15 protein-coding genes are annotated in these 19,490 nt (G+C 71.4%); 8 read left to right on the top strand and 7 right to left on the bottom strand.

The features are described from left to right. Positions 1–30 precede the first annotated feature (30 nt). On the bottom strand, positions 31–2,220 hold the full coding sequence (locus OG946_RS00490) for a beta-galactosidase (RefSeq protein ID WP_326794155.1): 2,190 nt from the start codon (positions 2,218–2,220) through the stop codon (positions 31–33). Between the two features lie 80 nt (positions 2,221–2,300). Between OG946_RS00490 and OG946_RS00485 the strand changes: the two genes are divergently transcribed. Together OG946_RS00485 and OG946_RS00480 are read left to right on the top strand one after the other, a co-directional pair. Continuing rightward, the gene (locus tag OG946_RS00485; RefSeq protein WP_326794154.1) at positions 2,301–3,815 is read left to right on the top strand and encodes an alpha-L-fucosidase; all 1,515 of its coding nucleotides are present in this window, start codon (positions 2,301–2,303) and stop codon (positions 3,813–3,815) included. Positions 3,816–3,847: 32 nt separating this feature from the next. Next, on the top strand, positions 3,848–4,816 hold the full coding sequence (locus OG946_RS00480; protein ID WP_326794153.1) for an aldo/keto reductase: 969 nt from the start codon (positions 3,848–3,850) through the stop codon (positions 4,814–4,816). A 102-nt stretch (positions 4,817–4,918) separates the two neighbouring features. Here the strand turns inward: OG946_RS00480 and OG946_RS00475 are convergent, their stop codons facing one another. After that, entirely contained in the window at positions 4,919–6,844 is a 1,926-nt protein-coding gene (locus tag OG946_RS00475) for a right-handed parallel beta-helix repeat-containing protein (RefSeq protein ID WP_326794152.1), read from the bottom strand. Between the two features lie 287 nt (positions 6,845–7,131). Beyond that, a complete protein-coding gene (locus tag OG946_RS00470; RefSeq protein WP_326794151.1) occupies positions 7,132–7,911 on the bottom strand; it encodes a FadR/GntR family transcriptional regulator in 780 nt (259 codons plus the stop codon). A 239-nt stretch (positions 7,912–8,150) separates the two neighbouring features. Between OG946_RS00470 and OG946_RS00465 the strand changes: the two genes are divergently transcribed. From OG946_RS00465 to OG946_RS00440, 6 genes are all read left to right on the top strand, one after another. Continuing rightward, entirely contained in the window at positions 8,151–9,371 is a 1,221-nt protein-coding gene (locus OG946_RS00465) for an IS110 family transposase (protein WP_326794150.1), read from the top strand. 159 nt (positions 9,372–9,530) lie between these two features. Then, positions 9,531–10,832 (top strand): ABC transporter substrate-binding protein, encoded by a 1,302-nt coding sequence (locus OG946_RS00460; protein ID WP_326794149.1) that lies wholly within the window; start codon positions 9,531–9,533, stop codon positions 10,830–10,832. Then, a complete protein-coding gene (locus OG946_RS00455) occupies positions 10,829–11,773 on the top strand; it encodes a carbohydrate ABC transporter permease (RefSeq protein ID WP_442814247.1) in 945 nt (314 codons plus the stop codon). The genes OG946_RS00460 and OG946_RS00455 overlap by 4 nt, the downstream gene beginning before the upstream one ends. Position 11,774: 1 nt before the next feature. Next, positions 11,775–12,602 carry a carbohydrate ABC transporter permease gene (locus tag OG946_RS00450; protein WP_326794148.1) on the top strand — a complete coding sequence of 276 codons (828 nt, stop codon included), beginning with the start codon at positions 11,775–11,777 and terminating at the stop codon, positions 12,600–12,602. Between the two features lie 2 nt (positions 12,603–12,604). Then, the gene (locus OG946_RS00445) at positions 12,605–13,777 is read left to right on the top strand and encodes a mandelate racemase/muconate lactonizing enzyme family protein (RefSeq protein WP_326794147.1); all 1,173 of its coding nucleotides are present in this window, start codon (positions 12,605–12,607) and stop codon (positions 13,775–13,777) included. A gap of 244 nt (positions 13,778–14,021) precedes the next feature. Further along, positions 14,022–14,501, top strand: a complete 480-nt coding sequence (locus OG946_RS00440) for an alpha/beta hydrolase (RefSeq protein ID WP_326794146.1) — start codon at positions 14,022–14,024, stop codon at positions 14,499–14,501. Between the two features lie 390 nt (positions 14,502–14,891). Here the strand turns inward: OG946_RS00440 and OG946_RS00435 are convergent, their stop codons facing one another. The 4 genes from OG946_RS00435 to OG946_RS00420 form a co-directional block, all read right to left on the bottom strand. Further along, positions 14,892–15,773, bottom strand: a complete 882-nt coding sequence (locus tag OG946_RS00435; protein WP_326794145.1) for a carbohydrate ABC transporter permease — start codon at positions 15,771–15,773, stop codon at positions 14,892–14,894. Further along, entirely contained in the window at positions 15,770–16,735 is a 966-nt protein-coding gene (locus OG946_RS00430; RefSeq protein WP_326794144.1) for a carbohydrate ABC transporter permease, read from the bottom strand. Before OG946_RS00430 ends, OG946_RS00435 begins: the two co-directional genes overlap by 4 nt. Further along, positions 16,725–18,050 (bottom strand): ABC transporter substrate-binding protein, encoded by a 1,326-nt coding sequence (locus OG946_RS00425; RefSeq protein WP_326794143.1) that lies wholly within the window; start codon positions 18,048–18,050, stop codon positions 16,725–16,727. The genes OG946_RS00430 and OG946_RS00425 overlap by 11 nt, the downstream gene beginning before the upstream one ends. 103 nt (positions 18,051–18,153) lie before the next feature. Then, positions 18,154–19,419, bottom strand: a complete 1,266-nt coding sequence (locus tag OG946_RS00420) for an ROK family transcriptional regulator (RefSeq protein ID WP_326794142.1) — start codon at positions 19,417–19,419, stop codon at positions 18,154–18,156. Positions 19,420–19,490: the final 71 nt, after the last annotated feature.

The following is a 19,490-nucleotide window of genomic DNA, read 5'->3' as shown; positions in this document are numbered from 1 at the left end:
CTCGACGGATCGTTCTGCTCGGGCAGACCTTCAGACGGCGGTGTCGAAGGCGGTGCCGGGCCTGCCGGGGGACGCAGCCGGAGGGCCGCCCGCCGACCGCAGGACGCGTACGTCCCAGGCGCCGAGCCTGATCTCCTCGACGCCCTGCGCCGTATCGCCGGCCAGCACGTCCGTCACCGCCTCCGGTGCGACCGCCCGGACCGGCTCCCAGCTCCAGTTGTGCACGAACCACAGCCGCTCGCCCGCCCCGTTGCGGGCCGACGTCACCGTGACCGACTCCGGCAGATCCCGCCACCGCTGCCGCACGCCGGGGCCGGTGAACTCCGCCAGGGCGGCGGCGAACGCCGAGTCGGGCAGGGTGCCGACGTACGTCACCCGGCCCGCGCCGTACCGGTGCGTCGTCGCCGCCGGCCAGCGGCCGAAGTGCGGGTGCTCATACCAGGCCAGCGGCTCCGCGCCGGCGGGCACCAGGCCGTCCGCCCACGCGGTCGCCCGGGCGCCCGGCGGCAGCCGGAACCCGGTCCGCCGGGTCGTGCCGCCCGGCCCGGCCGCCCGCACCGGCACCGGCTCGCGGAGGCTGGAGTACTCCGCATAGTGGACGCCCGCCGCGGCCCGCAGCGGGCCTGGCGCGACCTCGGCCCGCGCGCGGGCCTCCTCGTCGGCGTACCCGCTGCGGAAGGTGAGCATCAGGTGCCCGCCCGCCCGCGCATAGCCGTCCAGCAGGGCGAGCGTCGTGTCCCCGGTCGCGTAGAGGGCCGGCGCGACCAGCACCGGCCGCTCGCGGGCCAGTTCCTCCGCGGTGCCCGGCAACTGCGGCACGCTCAGCACGTCCACCTGCCGGCCGGCGTCGAAGAAGCCCTTGTAGAACGCGCCGGTGATGCGCGTGTACGACCGGGGGTCTGGCTCGTACGTCCCCGTGAAGGCCAGCGGCGGCTGGTGCTGGAATGCCCAGTCGCTCTCCACCGAGCGCAGCAGGGTGACGTCCGCGTCCGGCACCAGACCGTCGAGCGCGCCGTCCGCGGCGGCCAGTTCGCGGGCTATGCGCGCGGCCTCCGCCAGGATCCGGCCCGGTCGCAGCGAGTGGCCCAGCAGCCCGCCCCAGTATGTCTCGTGGCCGAAGTGCAGCGTGTGCCAGTGCCAGTACGCCACCTCCCGCGCCCCGCGCGCGACCAGCGCCCAGGCGGCCTGCCGCAACTGGCCCGCGTAAGGCGGGTGGTTCTGGTGCGCGCCGCCGATCGTCGTGGCGCCCGTCTCGGTGACGTGGAACGGCGCCTGCCGCGAGCCGCGCGCGCGGTCCGCGGCCTGGTAGAGCTGCCATACCCCCTGGCCGAACCAGCCGCCGTCGTGACGCCGGCCGGCGTCGGGCAGGGCCAGTTCGTCCTGGGTCGCGTAGTAGACGTTCGCGGACGCGACGTCGAGCGCGCCGTTCAGCGACACGTCGTCGACGGCCGGGCGGGTGTAGGCGACGCAGGTGGTGACGTACTGGCCGGGCCGGGCCAGCTCACGCACCAGCCCGGCCTGCCAGGCGATGAACTCGGTCGTCAGGTCCGCCTGGTAACGGCGCCAGGCCAGGTCGTACGACGGCGTGGTGTTGCCCTCCGGCGGCCACAGCTCCTCCCACGAGCCGATGCGGTGCGACCAGTAGGTCAGCCCCCAGCGCTCGTTGAGCACGTCCACGCTGCCGTAGCACTCCTTCAGCCGCGCGACGAAGCCCGCGAACACCTCCGGGTTGTGCATCAGATGCAGCCCCGGTTCGTTGTCCACCTGGTACCCGGCCACCGCGGGATGCCCGGCGTACCGGCCAACGACGCGGCGCACGACCCGCTCGGCGTGGCGGCGGAAGACGGGGCTGGTGAAGTCCGCCTCCTGCCGGGCGCCCCACGGCACCCGCCGGCCGCTGCGCAGCCGCACCGCCAGCTCCGGGTGCTTGCGCTGCAGCCAGGGCGGCACGGCGTACGTCGGGGTGCCCAGCAGCACGGCGATGCCGCGCTCGTGTGCGCCGTCCAGCACCGGCCGGAGCCAGTCGAGGTCGAAGACGCCGTCCTCCGGCTCCCAGGTGGACCAGACCGACTCGCCCACCCGGATCAGCGTGAGCCCGGTGCGGGCCATGAGATCGAGGTCGGCCTCCAGTCGCTCGTACGGCTGGTACTCGCGGTAGTACGCCGCGCCCAGCCGGACCGCCGGGCGGGTGTTCGCTGATGCGTCGGATCGCGTCGGCATTGCCCGACCGTCGCAGAACATGCCATGAACGTCAATATCTCTATAAATCCCCACGCACTTGACGACATCGGAGGAGACCCATGACCAGCGGCACCCGTCCGGCCGGCACGTACGAGCCGAACTGGCCCTCCCTGCGCCGGCACTGCATCCCGGAGTGGTTCCGGGACGCCAAGCTCGGCATCTGGTCCCACTGGGGCCCGCAGTCGGTGGCGATGGCCGGCGACTGGTACGCCCGCCACCTCTACGGTCCGTTCGAGGGCACCGAGGGTTTCGAGCAGAAGCGCTCCCGCCGCCAGGCCGCGCTGCACCGCGAGCGCTACGGCCACCCCTCCGAGTTCGGGCACAAGGACCTGTGCCGGCTGTGGCGCGCCGAGAACTTCGATCCCGGGGAGCTGATGGAGCGCTTCCGGCGCACCGGCGCGCGCTATTTCGTCTCCATGGCCGCGCACTGCGACAACTTCGACCTCTGGGACTCCGCCCACCAGCCGTGGAACGCCGTGAACGTCGGCCCGCGCCGCGACATCGTCGCGGCCTGGGCCGCCGCCGCCCGCGCCGCCGGGATGCGCTTCGGGGTGAGCATGCACGCGGGCTCGTGGACGTGGCGCTGGCTGGACGCCGCCCACGCCGCCGACGCCGAGGGGCCGTACGCCGGCGTGCCGTACGACGGCCGGCTCACCGCGGCGGACGGCAGCGGCACCTGGTGGGACGGGCTCGACCCGCGCCGGCTGTACGGACCGCCGCGCCGTCCCGGCGACCCGCCGCGGGAGGACTTCGTGACCGACTTCTACGCGCGGCTGCGCGACGTCACCGAGCGGTACGCCCCCGAACTGGTCTACCTCGACGACGCCCGGCTGCCCTTCGACGAGGGCAGCGTCTGCCCGGCGCAGCCGCCCAGCCCGCACGGACTGGAGTTCCTCGCCCGCTACTACACCGCCATGCCCGAGGGGGTGGTCAGCATCAAGACGATCCCGGAGGAGGACCGGCAGGCCGTACTGCTCGACGTCGAGCGCCACCAACTCGGCGGGACCGACCCGGAGCCCTGGCAGTACGACACCAGCATCGGCGACTGGTACTACCGCACCGGCGAGCGCTACAAGACGGCCGGCGAGATCGTCCATCTGCTCGTCGACACCGTGAGCAAGAACGGCTGCCTGCTGCTCAACGTCCCCCAACTGCCCGACGGGCGCGTGGACGACGAGACCGCCGCGGTCCTCGACGGCCTCGCAGCCTGGACGGCCGTCTGCGGCGAGGCCGTCTTCGACACCCGCCCCTGGCACGTGCACGGGGAGGGCCCGACGCGGGTCGAGGGCGCGAAGGCACGGGAGAAGACGCTGACGTACACGCCGCGGGACGTGCGCTACACCTGCCACGGCGAGACCCTCTACGCCCACCTCATGGCCTGGCCCGCGGACGGAACGGCCGTGCTGCGCAGCCTGGGCGACGCCGCAGGGCACCTCCGGCGCCGCCCGGCGCGCGTCGAACTCCTCGGCGACGACCGGCCCGTACGCTTTGAGCCGGGCGCCGACGCGCTGCGGGTGACGGGCCTGCCGCAGGCCCCGCCGACTCCCTACGCCCAGACCCTGCGCATCTCCTGACCCCACCGCGACTGCCGAAGGAGGCGATGCCCATGCCGCACACGCCGGGTGAGACACGGGAGCTGGGACGCACGGGCGTGTGCGTTCCGCCGCTCGGGCTCGGCGGTGCCCCTCTCGGGGACGACGCCGGACCGGGCGCCGAGGAGCGGGCCGCCGCCGTCGTCGAGGCCGCGTTCGCGACCGGCTGCGGCTATCTGGACACCGCCCCCCACTACGGCGCCGGGGTCTCCGAGGAGCGACTCGGCCGCGCGCTCGCCGGGCGCGACCGCCGCTCGTACGTCCTGTCCACCAAGGTGGGCCGCAGACTGGGAGGCACCGGCGCGCACCGCACCCGGGTCTGGGACCTCAGCGGCGACGGGATCCGGGCCACCCTGGAGGACTCGCTGCTGCGGCTCGGCACCGACCGGGTCGACGTCCTGCTGCTGCACGACGTCGACCACCATGTCCGCGAGGTGTACGAGACCGGATTCCCCGCGCTCGCCAAGCTGCGCGAGGAGAAGGTCGTCAGGGCCATCGGCTTCGGCATGAACGACGCCGCGGGTCTGGCCCGCTTCGTCGCCGACCTGGACGTCGACGTGGTGCTGTGCGCCGGGAAATACACGCTGCTGGACACCTCCGCACACGACGAACTGCTGCCGCTGTGCGAGCGGCGCGGCACGGCGGTGGTGCTCGGCGGCGTGTACAACAGCGGGCTGCTGGCCGACCCGCGGCCGGGCGCCAGCTACGACTACCGCGAGGCGCCGCCCGCCCTGGTGGACCGGGCTCGCCGGCTCGCCGCGGTGTGCACGGAGTTCGGCGTGCCGCTGCAGGCGGCGGCGCTGCGCTTCGGCTTCGGCCATCCGGCGGTGGCGGCGGCCGTGGTCGGCGCGCGCACCCCCGAGGAGGTGCGGCAGAACGCCGCGCACTTCGCCCGCCCCGTTCCGTACGAGATGTGGTCCGCGTTGGTCGAGCGGGGGCTGTTGCCCCCCGGCCTGCCGCTGCCGGCGGGGACGGGGGGCTGAATCCGCCTTCTTCGAGGGCTTCAGGGGGCGAGACGGCGCAGTGCGCCGGCCCGGTGGCGAGGAGGGCGGTGCTCAGCGTGAGGGCCAGGGGGCGCTCCCGCCTCAGCGGCGCGCCCCTGCCTCGTCCATCACCCGCTTCGCCTCGTCCGGCCACTCCTCCTGCGCGACGTCGTTGAGGTCGACGTTGCCGGTCCAGGTGAGGTTGTAGCCGGGGCCCTCGGGGGAGCGCTCGTTGCCGCCGGTCCACCAGTTCCCGGTGAAGGTGCAGTCCAGCGTGTTGAAGATCTCCGGGCCCTCCTCGTCGGCGTTCACGTAGATGTACCGGCTGCTGTCCAGGATCACGTTCTCCCGCACCGTCATGTAGCGCGAGCCCTGGTCGATGAGCATGCCGAACGTCTCCCGGCTGTCATAGATGTAGTTGCGCTCGATGACCGTGCCGGGGCTGGCCGACAGCGAGTAGATGCTGCCGCCGTCGTGCATGTCGTTCTTCGTGTCGTAGATCAGGTTGTGGCTCACGCGGTTGTCGCGGAACGTGGTGGGCGTCTCGTAGACCGGCTGGTACTCGTACAGCCCGGCCTCCTTGTAGTAGCGATTGCCGCCCGGGTCGTTGCTGCCCCAGCCCCAGCCGATGTCGATCCCGTCGTAGGGGAGGTCCGTGAGCGTGTTGTGCGAGATGGTCGCGCGGGTCACGTACGTCGCCAGGACGCCCGCGCTGTCGCGGTAGTTCTGGCCGGTCCCGGTGATCGTGTTGTCGGTGATGCGGACGTCGTGGTTGACCATCCGCCGGTCGGCCGGGTGGTGGGCGTTCGGCTGCACCCCGCCGACGACGATGCCGGAGCCCGCGGTGTCGGAGATCGTGTTGCCGGCGACGTCGATGTCCGACGTGCCGTAACCGACGCCGGTGGCGTGCGCGTTGGGGTCCATCCCGATGCCGAGGGCGACCGAGCCGAGCTGGTCGAAGTCGTTGTCCCGGAAGGCGACGTCGCTCGCCGCGGAGACCTGGACGGCGCCGGGCACCTGCCACCACTCGTTGCGGGTCTCCTCGAACTCCGGGCAGCCGTCCTGGCACGTCGTCAGGTAGTCGGCGGGCGGGTCGTAGCGGCCGACGACGTGGGCGCCGCTCTGCTGGTCGGCGTAGCCCCATGCGGAGCTGGGCCGCATCCAGGTGGTGTGCGAGAACTGCAGGTCGCGGAAGGTCAGGCCGCGCACCGGCCGGTCGCGGGTGCCGCCGATCTCGGCCAGCGTCTCCAGCCTCGGCAGCCGTACGTCGATGCCCGCCATGGTCGCGCCGGGCTCGGCGCTGTAGTAGACCTTGCCGGCGGGCGAGTCGAGGTACCACTGGTCCGGGGCGTCGAAGAACTCGTAGGCGTTGACCAGGTAGAGCGCCCCGCGGTTGTACGGCGACTTGAGGGTGTCGTAGCCGAAGTTGTTGTTCTCCCAGGCCGGTTGCACCATCCGGATCTCGTCGCCGGCGATCTCCTCGACCGGGGATATCCGGTCGGTGAAGGACCCCAGGCTCACGATCTCCATGTCGGACTGGTTGCGCAGCTCGCCGAGGTCGCCGAACCTGTCGTCCGCCAGCACGAGTCCGCGCTCGGTCCAGGTCAGGTGCCCCCGGTCGTCCTCGTCCTCGGCCAGCCTCAGCCGGGTCTTCTCCGCGAGCTGTCCGTCGACGTAGAGCTGGCGGGATTCGGTGCCCTCCGCCACGTCGGCGACCCAGATGTTCTTCTCCCGGTCGTGCAGCTTCCAGCCGGTGACCTGCTCGCCGCCGGAGAGCACCGCGCGCTCGCCCGGGGCGCCGGCCCAGGTAACGGTGTGGCCGTGCGCCCCGCCGTCGCGGGCGTCGAACCGAAGCGGCTCGTCCAGTTCGTACGTGCCGCCGTCGAGGAGCACGAGGGTGTCCCGGAAGCGGACGCTCGTGCGGGCGACCGCCTTCGCCGCGGTGATCGATCGGACGACGACGTCACCCTCGGGCGCCTGCCCGGGGCCGTCGGGTGCCACGACGACGGTGAAGGGTCCGGCGGCCACGGAGGGCGTCACCCCACCCGTGGCGGTCACCGCCAATGCGGCGAACGTGCACGTGAGAGCACTGGCGACGGTGCGTTTCCCGCGTCTGGTCAGGTGCCCGCGTGACATAACAGCTCCTCACACGTCTGTTGACTGACAGATCGGATCTGAGGTGGACCGTAAAGGCGGGCTCGGTGCCGCGTCAATCGCCGGTGTGCGCCGGGAAGTTCCGGCTCGGGGCCGGTGAACGCGCACGGCGGGGCCGCGGCCTGCTCGGCCGCGGCCCCGCCGTCTCGTCGTACCGGGGGTTACTCCGCGCTCTCCGTGGGGGAGGGGGCGGCCGGCGCGGGCCTGCGGCGCGACCAGGCCGAGCGGATGTGGTCGGCCATGGCGGCCGACGCGCCGTCCGGGTCGCGCGCCAGGAGCCGTTCCAGCACGCGTGCGTGCTCGCCGTTGGTCACCGTGACGTCGGCGACGCCGGGGTGTCCCCGGTAGCGCTCGCTCGTGCGCGCCTTGCTGTGCACCGTGCTGACGATCGAGCGCGCCAGCCGGTTGCGGCTCGCGGCCATGATCCGGTCGTGGAACTCCACGTCGGACCTGATGAAGTCCTCCGGGGCGCGCACCTGGGACTCCAGCCGGTGGAACAGGCCCTCGATCTCGGCCAGGTCGTCGTCGGTGGCGTTGACGGCGGCCAGCGCGGCGAGGTCCGACTCCAGCGAGATGCGCACGCCGATCAGCTCGTCGAGGATCGTGAGGTTCTCGTCGTGCCGCATCGCGGCGGCCAGCACGTCGGTGTCCAGCAGGTTCCACTCCGTGTCGCTGCTGACCACGGCGCCCACGCCGTGCCGCACCGCCACGAGCCCTTTCGCCTCCAGCAGCTTCACGGCTTCGCGCACGGTGATGCGGCTGACCGCGAAGGTCTGCGCGAGCGCGGTCTCGGACGGCAGCACGGCCCGCGGCGTGATCGCGCCGGAGACGATGCCGTCGACGAGGGACTCGACGACCAGTTGCGCGAGCCGTGCCGGGCGGCGGGGGATCGAGGGGACCTCGAGTTTGATCTCGACGCCGGACCTCGGGGAGACGCTCATTAGAGGACCATCCCTTCTGCAGCCCTCACAGGTAGGGTTGTGACCTCTCGGTCCCGGCGGGTGCATGGCTTGTGGCGCGAGCCATTCGATGGCCACTGTGAGTTGTGCCAGCCCCGTCGGGCCGAGGCCGTCTGATCGGCATCAGGGACACGCCCCGCAGAGGGCCGATTAATGAGCTCCCGGCAGACGGTCTCACCACCGGGCAGGTGCTCCGCGCATGACACAGGAGTACGTCTTTCGTGTACATCGGATGGGACTGGGCGACCGAGACCCACGACGTGACCGTCATGGACAACACCGGTGCCCGGGTGGCCCGTTGGGAGTTCACGCACACCGAGGAAGGCATCGCCAGGACGCTGGCCAAGCTCGCGAAGTACGGCAGCCCGGCGGACCTGCCGGTGGCCATCGAGACCACCCGCGGCCTGGTCGTGGACCGGCTGCTCCAGGCCGGCCACCCGGTCGTTCCGGTGCACCCGAACGCCTTCCACGCGATGCGCCCGCGCTGGGGCGCCTCCAAGGCCAAGACCGACGCGGGCGACAGCCTCAAGCTCGCCGACTACCTGCGCACCGACGGGCACTTCCTGCCCCGTCTGGAGCCGACCGGGCAGGCAACGATGGAGTTGCAGGCCCTGACCCGGCAGCGGGCCGACCATGTCGCGGCCCGCATCGCGGCCGTCAACCAGCTCGCCGCCCTGCTGGACGCGCACTGGCCCGGCGGCAGGGCAGTCTTCTCCAGCCTCGACAGCGACATCGCCCTGGCGTTCCTGGACCGCTACCCGACCCCGGCCTCGGCCGCCAGGCTCACCGCCGGGCGGCTGGAAGCCTGGTGCAAGCGCCACAGCTACAGCGGCAAGCGGCCCGGCAGTGTCCTGATCGAACGCCTTCGCTCGGCTCCCCAGCCCGCATCCCGGCTCGGCGAGAGCGTGATCGAGCAGCTCGTCCGGGTCCAGGTCCAGCTGGTCAGGAGCATCCGGGCGACGATCCGGGTGCTGGATACGGCCATCGCCGACGCCGTCTCCTCGCACCCCTACGCGCCGCTCCTCGCGACCATGCCCCGCATCGGCACGATCAATCTCGGGCAGATCATCGGCGAGATCGGCCCGATCCTGGAACGCTCCCGCACCAGCGAACAGTTCATCGCCGAGACCGGCGTCGTTCCCGTGACCCGGGCGTCGGGCAAGTCCCGCGTGGTGAGCTTCCGCCACGCGGCCAACCGCCGTGCCCGACTGGCCATCGTCGGCTACGCCGACAACAGCCGGCACGCCAGCGACTGGGCAGCGAAGATCTACAACGACGCGCGAGCGGACCGCAAGCGCCATCCCCACGCCGCCCGCATCCTCGCCCGCGCCTGGCTGCGTGTGATCTGGGCCTGCTGGCGCGACGGAACCTGCTACGACCCCGACACCCACCGAGCCAACAACAAGATCAAACCCGATCCCGAGGCGAATCTGGCGGCATAGAGGTTGACTCAGGGAACTCACAGGGGGTCCTCCTCGTGCTGATGGTCAGAGCAGGTCAGTTTAGCGACGTTCCGCAATCTCTTGACAACAGACAACTGCTGACTGTGAGATCTGACATGTGCGCGCCGGAACGGTCAGCCGAGCTTTCTGGAGAACGCCATGCCGAAGGACCACCGGGACGGACCCCTTCGTCTCCTGCAGCCGCGCCGGCTGGTCGCGGCCGTCACACCACTCCTTCTGGTCGCGACCGCATGCGGGGCTTCGGCGCCGGAGGGCGGGGGAGACGGGAACGGGGCACCGGACGAACTCGTCGTCTGGGACTGGAAGTCCGGGGACGAAGCTGCCAGGGAGTACTTCGAGCAGGCGAAGGCCGACTTCCGCGAGAAACATCCCGATGTCGAGGTCGAGTTCGTCGCCCAGCCGTACGACCAGTACTACACGCTGCTCGGCACCGCCATCGAGTCCGGCAAGGGCCCGGACGTCGTGCTGTTCAACGGCGGCGCGCAACTGCGCGAACGCACCGGCTCGCTCGTCCCGCTCGACGAGCGGACCGGCGATCTACGGGACCGGCTGACGGGCTGGGAGGCGTTCCAGAACGGGGGCAGGTCCTACGCGGTGCCGATCACCCTGCAGGGATTCCCGTTCTACTACAACAAGGCGGTCTATGAGCAGGCCGGTCTGGACCCCGAGAAGCCGCCCGCCACGCTCGACGCGCTGGCCGCGGTGTGCGAGGCCATCAGGTCGAGCGGGAAGGACTGCTTCAGCCTCGGCAACAAGGAGGGCCTCGGCATCGAGTTCTTCCTGTCCGGCTTCGCGCCGGGGGTCTTCACGCCGGAGCAGTACGACGGCTGGCTGGCCGGCGAGCGGGACTGGTCCTCGCCGCAGGTCCGGCAGATCTTCGACCTGTGGACCAGGGGCAACGAGGAAGGCTGGTACAACAACGGCGTCAACTCGACCGCCACCTTCATGGACCAGTTCACGAAGTTCTCCGGCGGCGAGGGCGGCAACGTCATCGGCCTGCTCTCCGACACCGCCCACTGGAAGGAATTCGACGAGTACCTCGGCGAGGACCTCGGCTTCTACGCACCGCCCGTGCTGTCCGACGGCGTCTCCGAGACGTTCGTGCCCGTGGAGGGCGGCATCGGCTACGGCGTGATGAAGTGGACGCCCGACGCCGACGTCGCCTTCGATCTGGTGCGCAGCCTGGCCGGCACCGAGGCGCTGGAGTCTTTCGCCCGCCACTCCGGTGCCATCGCGGCCGACACCACGATCGACGCGCCCGACGGCGGCACTCCCGTCGTGGACGCCATCGTCACCTCGCTGCCGGAGAGCAAACCGCTGCTGCACACAGCACTCTCCGCCGAGACGCTCGAACTGCTGCACCGGCTGTCGCAGCAGCTGATCAACGGTGACGTCGCCGTCGACCAGGCGCTCGTGCAACTCGCCGAGTCGGACCGGTGACCGCCCCGGCGCCGGTGGCGGCAGGTGAACGGGCCGGGCGCACGCCGGCGGTCCGCCGTCCGGCGGCGGCGCGACGCCGGCGGCGCGCGCACACCCTCGCCCCGTACGTCCTCGTCGCCCCCACGCTGTTCGTCATCGTCTCCCTGCGCCTGGTGCCTCTCGTGCTGGGCGTGCAGTACTCGCTCACCGGCGACGGCGAGCTGAACCGCGCGTTCGTCGGCCTCGACAACTACCGGGAACTTGCCGGCGACCCGGTCTTCCGCAGCGCTGTCAAGAACGTCGGCCTGCTCTTCCTCGCCCTCCCGGTCGCGGTCGCGTTGCCCGGCCTGCTCGCGACGTTCCTCTTCCTCAAGGTCCCGGGACACCGCTTCTACCGCGGCGTCTACTTCTTCCCGGTCGTGCTCTCCCCGGTCATCATCGGCGCGATCTTCAACATGCTGCTTTCCGTGGACGGCCCACTGAACCGGCTCCTCGGACAGGCCCGCATCGGACCGGTCGACTGGCTCGGCGACTCGAAGATCGCCATGTTCACGGTCATCGGCGTGCACATCTGGGCGACCTTCGGCATGGCGCTGGTGATCTTCATGGCCGGGTTCTCGACACTGGACCAGTCGCTCCTGGACGCCGCCCGGGTCGACGGCGCCGGCCTCGCGCAGACCATCCGGCACGTCATCGTCCCCGAGCTGGGCCGGACGATCCAGTTCGTCTTCGTCACCACGATGATCGGCATGCTCACCGGGATGTTCGGCCTGCTCTACGTCATGACCGCCGGCGGCCCGGGCGCGGCGACGTACCTGCCGGAGCTGTACGTCTGGGTACAGCAGGGGCAGATGAACCGCCCGGCCCTCGCCTCGGCCGCCTCCGTGGTCCTGTGCGTGGTGATGCTCGTCGTCGGCCTGCTCCAGATCCGCCTCATCAGGCGCGCGACCGGGGAGGTGTGAGGTGCCCAGGCGGGACTTCACCGGCTGGGCGCTCGCCGTCCCGATGTGCGCACTCGCCGTCGCGACGGTCTTCCCGATGCTCTTCACCGTGAACGTGGCGATGAAGTCGCAGCGGGAGTACACCCTCGACCGGCTCGGGCTCGCCGACCGGGTCACCGCGGCCAACCTGGTGGACGCATGGAACACCTCGGGCCTCGGGCGCTACGCGTTCAACTCGTTCGCGGTGACCCTCGGCAGCGTCCTGCTCCTGCTGCTGCTCGGCTCCATGGCCGGGTTCGCCTTCAGCCAGCTCACCTTCCGCGGGCGTCGCCGGCTGTTCCTGCTCTGCCTCGGCGCGCTCATGATCCCGTTCCAGGTCATCATGGTGCCGCTCTTCCGGGTGCTCGGCCAGACGGGTCTGCTCGACAGCCATCCCGGCCTGATCCTGGCCTACACCGGGCAGTTCCTGCCGTTCACCGTCTTTCTGATGACGAGCTACTACGCCCGCATCCCCAGGGAGATCGTCGAGGCGGCCCGGGTCGACGGCTGCAGCACGTTCGCCGTCTACGGGCGCATCATGCTGCCGCTGGGCCGGCCGGCGCTGCTCTCGGTCGGCATCCTCAACGCGCTGTTCTGCTGGAACGACGTGCTGATGTCGCTGCTCGTCATGCAGTCGGAGCAGAACCGCACGCTGATGGTCGGCGTCACCGCGCTGCGCGGCCAGTACTCCGATGACATCCCGCTGTTCGCGGGCGGCGTGCTGATCGCCGCCCTCCCCGTGATGCTCGTCTACCTGTTCTTCCAGAAGCAGATCACCGATGGCGTGACCGCCGGAGCGACCAAGGGGTAGTCATGCGAATCACGGGTTACCGCACGCTCACGACGCTCCACCGGTGGGGCCGGCCCATCGGGGACGCGAACGGCTCGGTCGATTCCGGCACCACGCAGGTGCCGATCGTGCTGCTCACCACCGACACCGGCCTCGTCGGCGTCGGGCTCGGGTCGCACACCCACGTCGAGGACCTCTTCCCCGTCCTCGACGGAAAGGACCCGCGGGCCGTCCACGCGCTCTACGACCGCATGCTCGCGCGGGTGTTCAAGGCCGGGCACGCCGGCGCCGTCTTCGGCACCATCGGCGCACTCGACATGGCCCTGTGGGACCTCAAGGCGAAGGCCGTGGAGCAACCCCTGTGGCGGCTGCTCGGCGCCGCCGACCACGTGGTCCCGGCATACGCCTCCGGGCTCGACGGCCCGCTGAGCGACGACGCCCTCGTCGAGCTGCAACAGCAGTTCGTCGAGCGGGGCTTCACCGCCGTCAAGCTGAAGGGCGGCCTCGACGCGGCCGCCGACGTCCGGCGGCTGCGGCTCGTCGGCGACGTCTACGCGGCGGCGTCGGGCCGTGAGCCGGCGCTGATGCTCGACGCCAACGAGTCGCTGTCGCGCAAGGAGGCGGTGCGGCACACCGCACACATCGAGGACGCACTCGACCTGTTCTGGATCGAGGAGCCGGTACGGCGCTGGGACGCCGACGGCCTCGCGCTGGTCTCGCGGTCGGTGCGGGCCGCGGTCGCCACCGGCGAGAACCTCACCGGCCTGGAGCAGTTCCGGCCGCTCATCCGCGCCAACGCGGCCGACATCGTGCAGACGGGCAGCATCTGGGGGATCACCCACTTCCTGCGGGTCGCCGGCCTCGCGCACGCCTTCGACCTCCCGGTCAGCCCGGTCGCCTACTGCGCCAACCCGGTGGCGCACGCCGCGGCCGTCATGCCCAACCACCTCGCGACCGAGGTCCAGGACATCGGATTCCCCGTCGGGCTCACCGTGGACCAGTCGTTCGAGGACGGCAGCATCGTACTCGGGGAGGTACCCGGCCTCGGCGTCGAGGTCGACGAGGCGGCCGTGGACGCGGTCGCCGCCATGGCGGGCTGGGCGGCCCCGTCGAGCCCGCACGTGCGACCGCCGAGTGCGGGACGGCGCCTGGTCGGCCAGTTCCGGCGCGCCCCTGCTCCCGGCCACCTCAGTTGATCCCCGCTCCCCACCGGGCCTCGGCCGCGGTCGCGCCACCCAGGAGGGCACGATCCGGGCCGGCAGGGCCGGGGCGGTCAGCCGTGGACCACGGTGAGGAGCCGTCCGCGACCGGGAAGGCCCCTCACCGCGACCAGCCAGCCGCCCGCCGGGTGCTGTCGGAGAACGCCACCGCAGGTGCCACGTCGTCCTCAATCGACAACCCCTTGGCGGTATTTGCCGCCGTGACCTGCGACGATATCGAGTGGCCCGAGGACGTCGACACCTACCGGCACGGCGTCGCCAAGGACCGCGAGCGCTTCCGCTGTTCGGGGCCGCCACCGCCAGCATCACGCCCTGCGCCTTCTGGCCGTACGCCCCGGCCGAGCCGCCGGTCGCGGTCGACGACGACGGACCACGGAACGTCCTCCTCGTCCAGAACCTGCGCGACGCACCGACACCGCACGACGGCGGGAAGATGCTGCGCCAGAAGTTCGCGCACCGGTCCCGGCTGCTCAGCGTCGACGACACCGGGCACGGTGTCTACGTCCTCGGCGACAATCCCTGCGCGTTGAACACCACCACGCGCTACCTCGTCGAGGGAAAGATGCCCGCAAGGGACCTGCTCTGCCGCGCTCCGCGATCCCCGTGGGCCGGCTTCCCGGCCCGCAGGAGCGGCCGGCCTTCGCCGAACGGATCCGCCGGGCGCTGCCATCGGGCCCCTACCGTGAGGACGTCCGGATAACCACGCTGATCGGGCGGAGGACGTGATCAGCCGGCGTGTCGGCGGTAGCAGACGAGGCTGCCGGCGACGTGGCCGGTACCGACCAGGTCGGTGGCGCTCTTTGGCTGTGTGCGCCGCCGCACCGCGGCTCGCCTTCCGTGCCTGCGAGACCGGCCGCCGCCAGCGTCTGCCGCGAGGCCGACCGGCAGCGGATCTCGCGGATCTCCACGTCCACGTTGGGCGGAACCGGGGTCAAACCCGCCGTCGTTCCCTGCGAGTTGGAGGTGCACCGCCGATGGGCGACCAGCCGGGGAATCGAGTCAGTACCACTGTTACGGGTCTGCACTCGCGCGAGCAAGCGGGTGACCTCCTGGGGGCTGCCGTCAGGGAGCAGCGCCGGGCCGGCAGCCCTCAGCTCTTGATCGCGCCCTGGGTGATGCCGTTGACGAAGCTGCGCTGGAACGTGAGGTAGACCAGCACGATCGGGGCGATGACGATCAGGCTGGCGGCGGCCAGAAGGGGGATGTTCGTCGAGTACTGGCCGACGAAGAGCCCGAGACCGGTCGGCGCGGTGCGGCGGTCCGGATCCTGCATCATCACCAGCACGAGCAGGAACTGGTTCCAGGACCACATGAAGTACAGGACCGACAGCGTGGTGATCGCCGGCCACGAGATCGGCAGCAGTACCCGCACCAGGACCGAGAGATCCCGGGCGCCGTCGATGCGCGCCGCCTCGACCAGCTCCCCGGGGATACCGGAGAAGTGCGCCTGCATCCAGTACACGCCGAACGGCATGAAGAGCGCCACCTCGGCGAGGATGATGCCGATATACGAGTCGGTGAGGCCGACCTCGCGCAGGTTGTAGTAGAGGGCCACCACCACGAGCTCCACCGGCAGCGTCAGCCCCAGCACGAACCCGGCGGAGAGCGTCCGGTTCCCCCATGCCTTGAGCACGGTCAGTCCGTACGCGGCAAGCGTCGCAAGCGTCACCGCCAGCGGCACCACGCAGACCGCGATCAGCAGGCTGGACCGCATGAGGTTGCCGAAGTTGCCCCGCTCCCAGGCCTGCTGGAAGTTCCCCCAGGACCATTCGCCGGGGATGCTCAGCCCGCCGACCTGCTCGCCCTGCGGGTGCAGGGCCGCCAGCACGATGCCGGCGAAGGGCAGCAGCACCATGGCCGCGAGTGCGACGAGGACTCCGTAGCGCAGGCTCGTGCCCCTGGCCGTCACGCCGCTCCGGGCGCGCGCACCGCGGGCCTTGGGCCCGGGCCGGGCGCTCACACCGCCGCTCATGCTCGACTCCTGTCCCTGGCGAGATATCGGATGGCGCTGACGACGGCGACGACGAGCACGGTCAGCACGACGGCGAGCGCGCTGGCACCGCCGATGTCCCCCTCGTTGAACGCCAGCCGGTACACGAGCAGGGCGGGCACGTTCGTCTGCCCCACCGGGCCGCCGTTCGTCGTGACGAAGACGAGGTCGAAGCTGGCCAGGGCCGCGATCGTGGTGATGACCCCGGCGATCGTGATCTCCTGCCGCAGCCCGGGGAGAGTGACGTGGCGGAACTGCTGGAAGGGGCCCGCGCCGTCGAGGACGGCCGCCTCGTAGAGCGCCGTGTCGATCTTCTGCGCGCCGGAGAGGAAGAGCATCATGCACAGCCCGCTCATCGTCCAGGTCCCGATCAGCCCGAGCGCGATGAGCGCCAGGTCGTAGTCGCCGAGCCAGGGCCGGGTCAGCGAGCCGAGGCCGACCAGGTCGAGGAGCTGGTTGACGACGCCGGACTCGCTGTAGAGCCACCGCCAGGTGACGCCGACCGCGACCAGCGGCAGCACCTGGGGGAGGAAGAAGACGATCCGGAAGAAGGTCATCCCCTTACGCACCTTGCCCAGCAGCAGGGCCGTCATGAGCAGCCCGACGACCACGGGCACGAACGAGAAGAAGACGATCAGCACCAGGCTGTGCAGGATCGCCTCGTAGAGGGCCTCGTCCTGGAAGATCCGCGTGTAGTTGTCGAACCCGGCCCAGGTCGGCGCCAGCACGCCGTCCCACTCGAAGAAGGACAGGCGCAGCGTGTTGAGCGCCGGCCAGATGGCGAACCCGAGATATATGCCGAGCGCCGGGAGCACGTACAGCCAGCCGCGCCACCGCCGCCCGCGCCCGGGGGCGCGGCGTGCGCGCCCGGGCGCGGCGCGGCGCCCGCCGCGGGCCTCTGCGGCCCGCGGCAGGGTGGCCGGCGTGCTCAGGTCATGAGCCATGGTGCTCGTTCCACGACTCCTGCAGCGAGCGCAGGAAGTCGTCGGCTGTCGTCTTGCCGCTGATGAGGCCCTGGATGCCGGGCGTCAGCTTGTCGATCATGCCGGGAGAGGCGTAGTCGGGGAACGGAACGATGCCGTCGGCCTGCGCCACCGGCGCGAAGCTGGTCGCGATCTCGTTCCGTACCCCCTCGGCGCCCAGCTCCGCCTCGGTGTCGACCGGCATGAACCCGGTGTCGAACTGGATCTTCGCCGCTTCCGGCGAGCTGAGGTAGTCGAGGAAGGCGGCGGCCTCGTTGGGGTGCTCCGACTTCGCCGATATGGCGTACGCGACGCTGGCGCCGGAGGCGACCTTCGGCGTGCCGCCCTCGGGGGAGGGCATGGGGAAGAAGCCGACGTCGTCGCCCATCTCGGCCTCCAGCGCCGCGGCGGCCCAGTTGCCGGTGACGAGGAACGCGCTCTTGCCGGCGGCGAAGTCCGCCTGCGCGTCGGTGTCGGCCGTGGCGTTCGCCGACTCGCGCGCGTAGCCCTCGTCCACCCAGCCGGCGAGCTTCTCGGCGGCCTTGCGCGCGTCCTCGTTCTCGATCGTGGCGCCCGGCTTGCCGTACACCCAGTCCCGGTACGAGGCGACGTCGCCGGTGACGTTGAGCAGCGCGTTCCACAGCTGGAAGCCGCCGACCTGGAGTGCGCCGAGGCTCAGCGGGGTCTGCCCGGCGTCCTTCACCTTCCCCATCGCGTCCTCGAAGTCCGCCAGTGTCGCCGGCACCTCCTGCACGCCCGCGTCGGCCAAGGCCGACTTGCTGTAGAACACGCCGAGCACCGAGAGGGCGCCGGGCGCGGCGTAGAGGTTGCCGGTGCCGAACTGCTTGGCCGAATTGTCGGAGCTCAGCACCTCCAGGCTCGCCGGCGGGAACTCGTCCTGCCAGCCGTACTCCTTCGACCAGGGGCCGAGGTCCTGGATGAGCCCGGCGGGGACCAGGGAGTTCATCGCGCCGGGGTTGTACTGCGCGAGGTCCGGCGGGTTGTCCGACGACATCGCCAGCTTGATGGACTTCACGTAGTCGTTGAACGGCGTCTGCTGGGTCTTGATCGTGACGTTGGGGTGCTTCTTCTCGAAGCCGTCGATGAGCGCTTCGGTGGGCGGGTCGTCGGTGAAGGCGAGGGTGAGCGTCACAGGGTCGTCGGAGATGGTCGTCGACGCGTCGACGTCGTCGTTGGTGTCTCCCTCCGCTCCGCCGCTTCCCGCGCAGGCCGTCAGGGCGAGTGCCGCCGCGGTGCCGAGCGCTGCGAGCGCCTGCTTCCGGGCTGGTGCCGTCATCCGCATGACCGTCCTCCTCTGTGTTCCTCTGTCTGGTGCTGCCGGACACCGGCGCCGGGCGGCGTCGGGGGCGGGGGCGTGTGGGTGTGGGGGCGGCGCGTGTTCACCGGGCCTCCTGGCGGGCGCCGGGCACGAGGCCGAACCTGGTCCGCTCGATCTCGTCCAGCGAGTGGTGCACCGCGCCGTGGACGACCGCGTCCTCCCGCAGCGTCGAGACCGCCAAGGCCGGCTGGTCGAGCTCGTGGTCGGACAGATGCCTGCGAACGGCGGCGAGCAGTGTCTCGCCGCACCGGGCCATCGGCCCGCCGATGACCACGAGCCGCGGGTCGAGGATCACCCGTATCGCGGCGACACCCTTGGCGAACCGGCGGGCGACCTCGTCGACCGTCTCCAGGGCCGCCAGCGTGCCGTCGACGACGGCGTCCAGAACGGCGTCGAACGCCCGGTCGCCCGCCGCGTCGAGGCGGTCCCGGAAGGCGTCGTCGCCGGCCTGCGCCGCGGCCTGCGTGGCCAGCCGCACGATCTCCGCGCCGCCGACCCAGCCCTCGAACGGGCCGAGCCCCTGCGGACGGCGGGCCGCGCCGGCGGGTCCGGTGCCCGGCCCGTCCGCGAACAGATCGAGGAAGCCGAGGTCCCCGGCGTCGTTGGAGGCGCCGCGGTGGAGCTCGCCGTTCAGCACGATGCCGGCCCCGACGCGCTCGCCCCAGTGGACCATCACCAGCGAGTCCTCGCGCCGCTCCGCACCCCGCCAACGCTCGCCCTGGGTGGCGAGCTTGACGTCGTTGTCCACGTAGACCGGGCAGCCGAGGGCGTCCTTCAGGCGGCGTACGAGGATGTCGCCGGTCAGCCCCGGCATGCTCGGGATGAGCCTGATGACCCCCGTCGCCGGGTCGACGATCCCGGACGCGCCCACCGAGGCGAACCAGACGTCGCCGGCCGCGACTTCCGTCGAGGCCAGCGTCCGTTCCACCGTGTCCAGCAGCGCCTTTACCGCCACCTCGCCGCTCACCCCGGCGCCGAGCTGCACCACCTCACTCGCGGCGATGCTCCCCGCCAGGTCGGAGACCGCGACCCGCAGGTCCTGCGGGCTGACCGACAGACCGAGCACGTACCCCGCCTCCGCCCGGAAGCGGACGAGCTGCGCGGGCCGCCCCGCGCGGGCGGAGTTGCGGTCGGGGGAGCCGAACTCGACGAGCCCCTCGTCGATCAGCGCGTTGAGCGAACGGCTCACCGCCTGCCGGGACAGGCCCACCGCCTTGGCCAGCGCGGACACGCTCATGCTGGGCTCGGTGCGCAACTGCCGCAGGATCGCGGCGGCGTTGACCTCCCGCATGAACCGCGTTCCGGCGGCGACCATCTGGTCCTCCACGACACCCCTCTCTCGGCACCCCTGACTTCGGGGATGTGGCGGGTACGCTAGCATATTAATTACGATCCGTA

This window comes from Streptomyces sp. NBC_01808, assembly GCF_035917395.1.
Taxonomy (GTDB): Bacteria; Actinomycetota; Actinomycetes; order Streptomycetales; family Streptomycetaceae; genus Streptomyces.
Note: the sequence above shows the minus strand (reverse complement) of the source record. Positions and strands in the feature narration are given on the sequence as shown.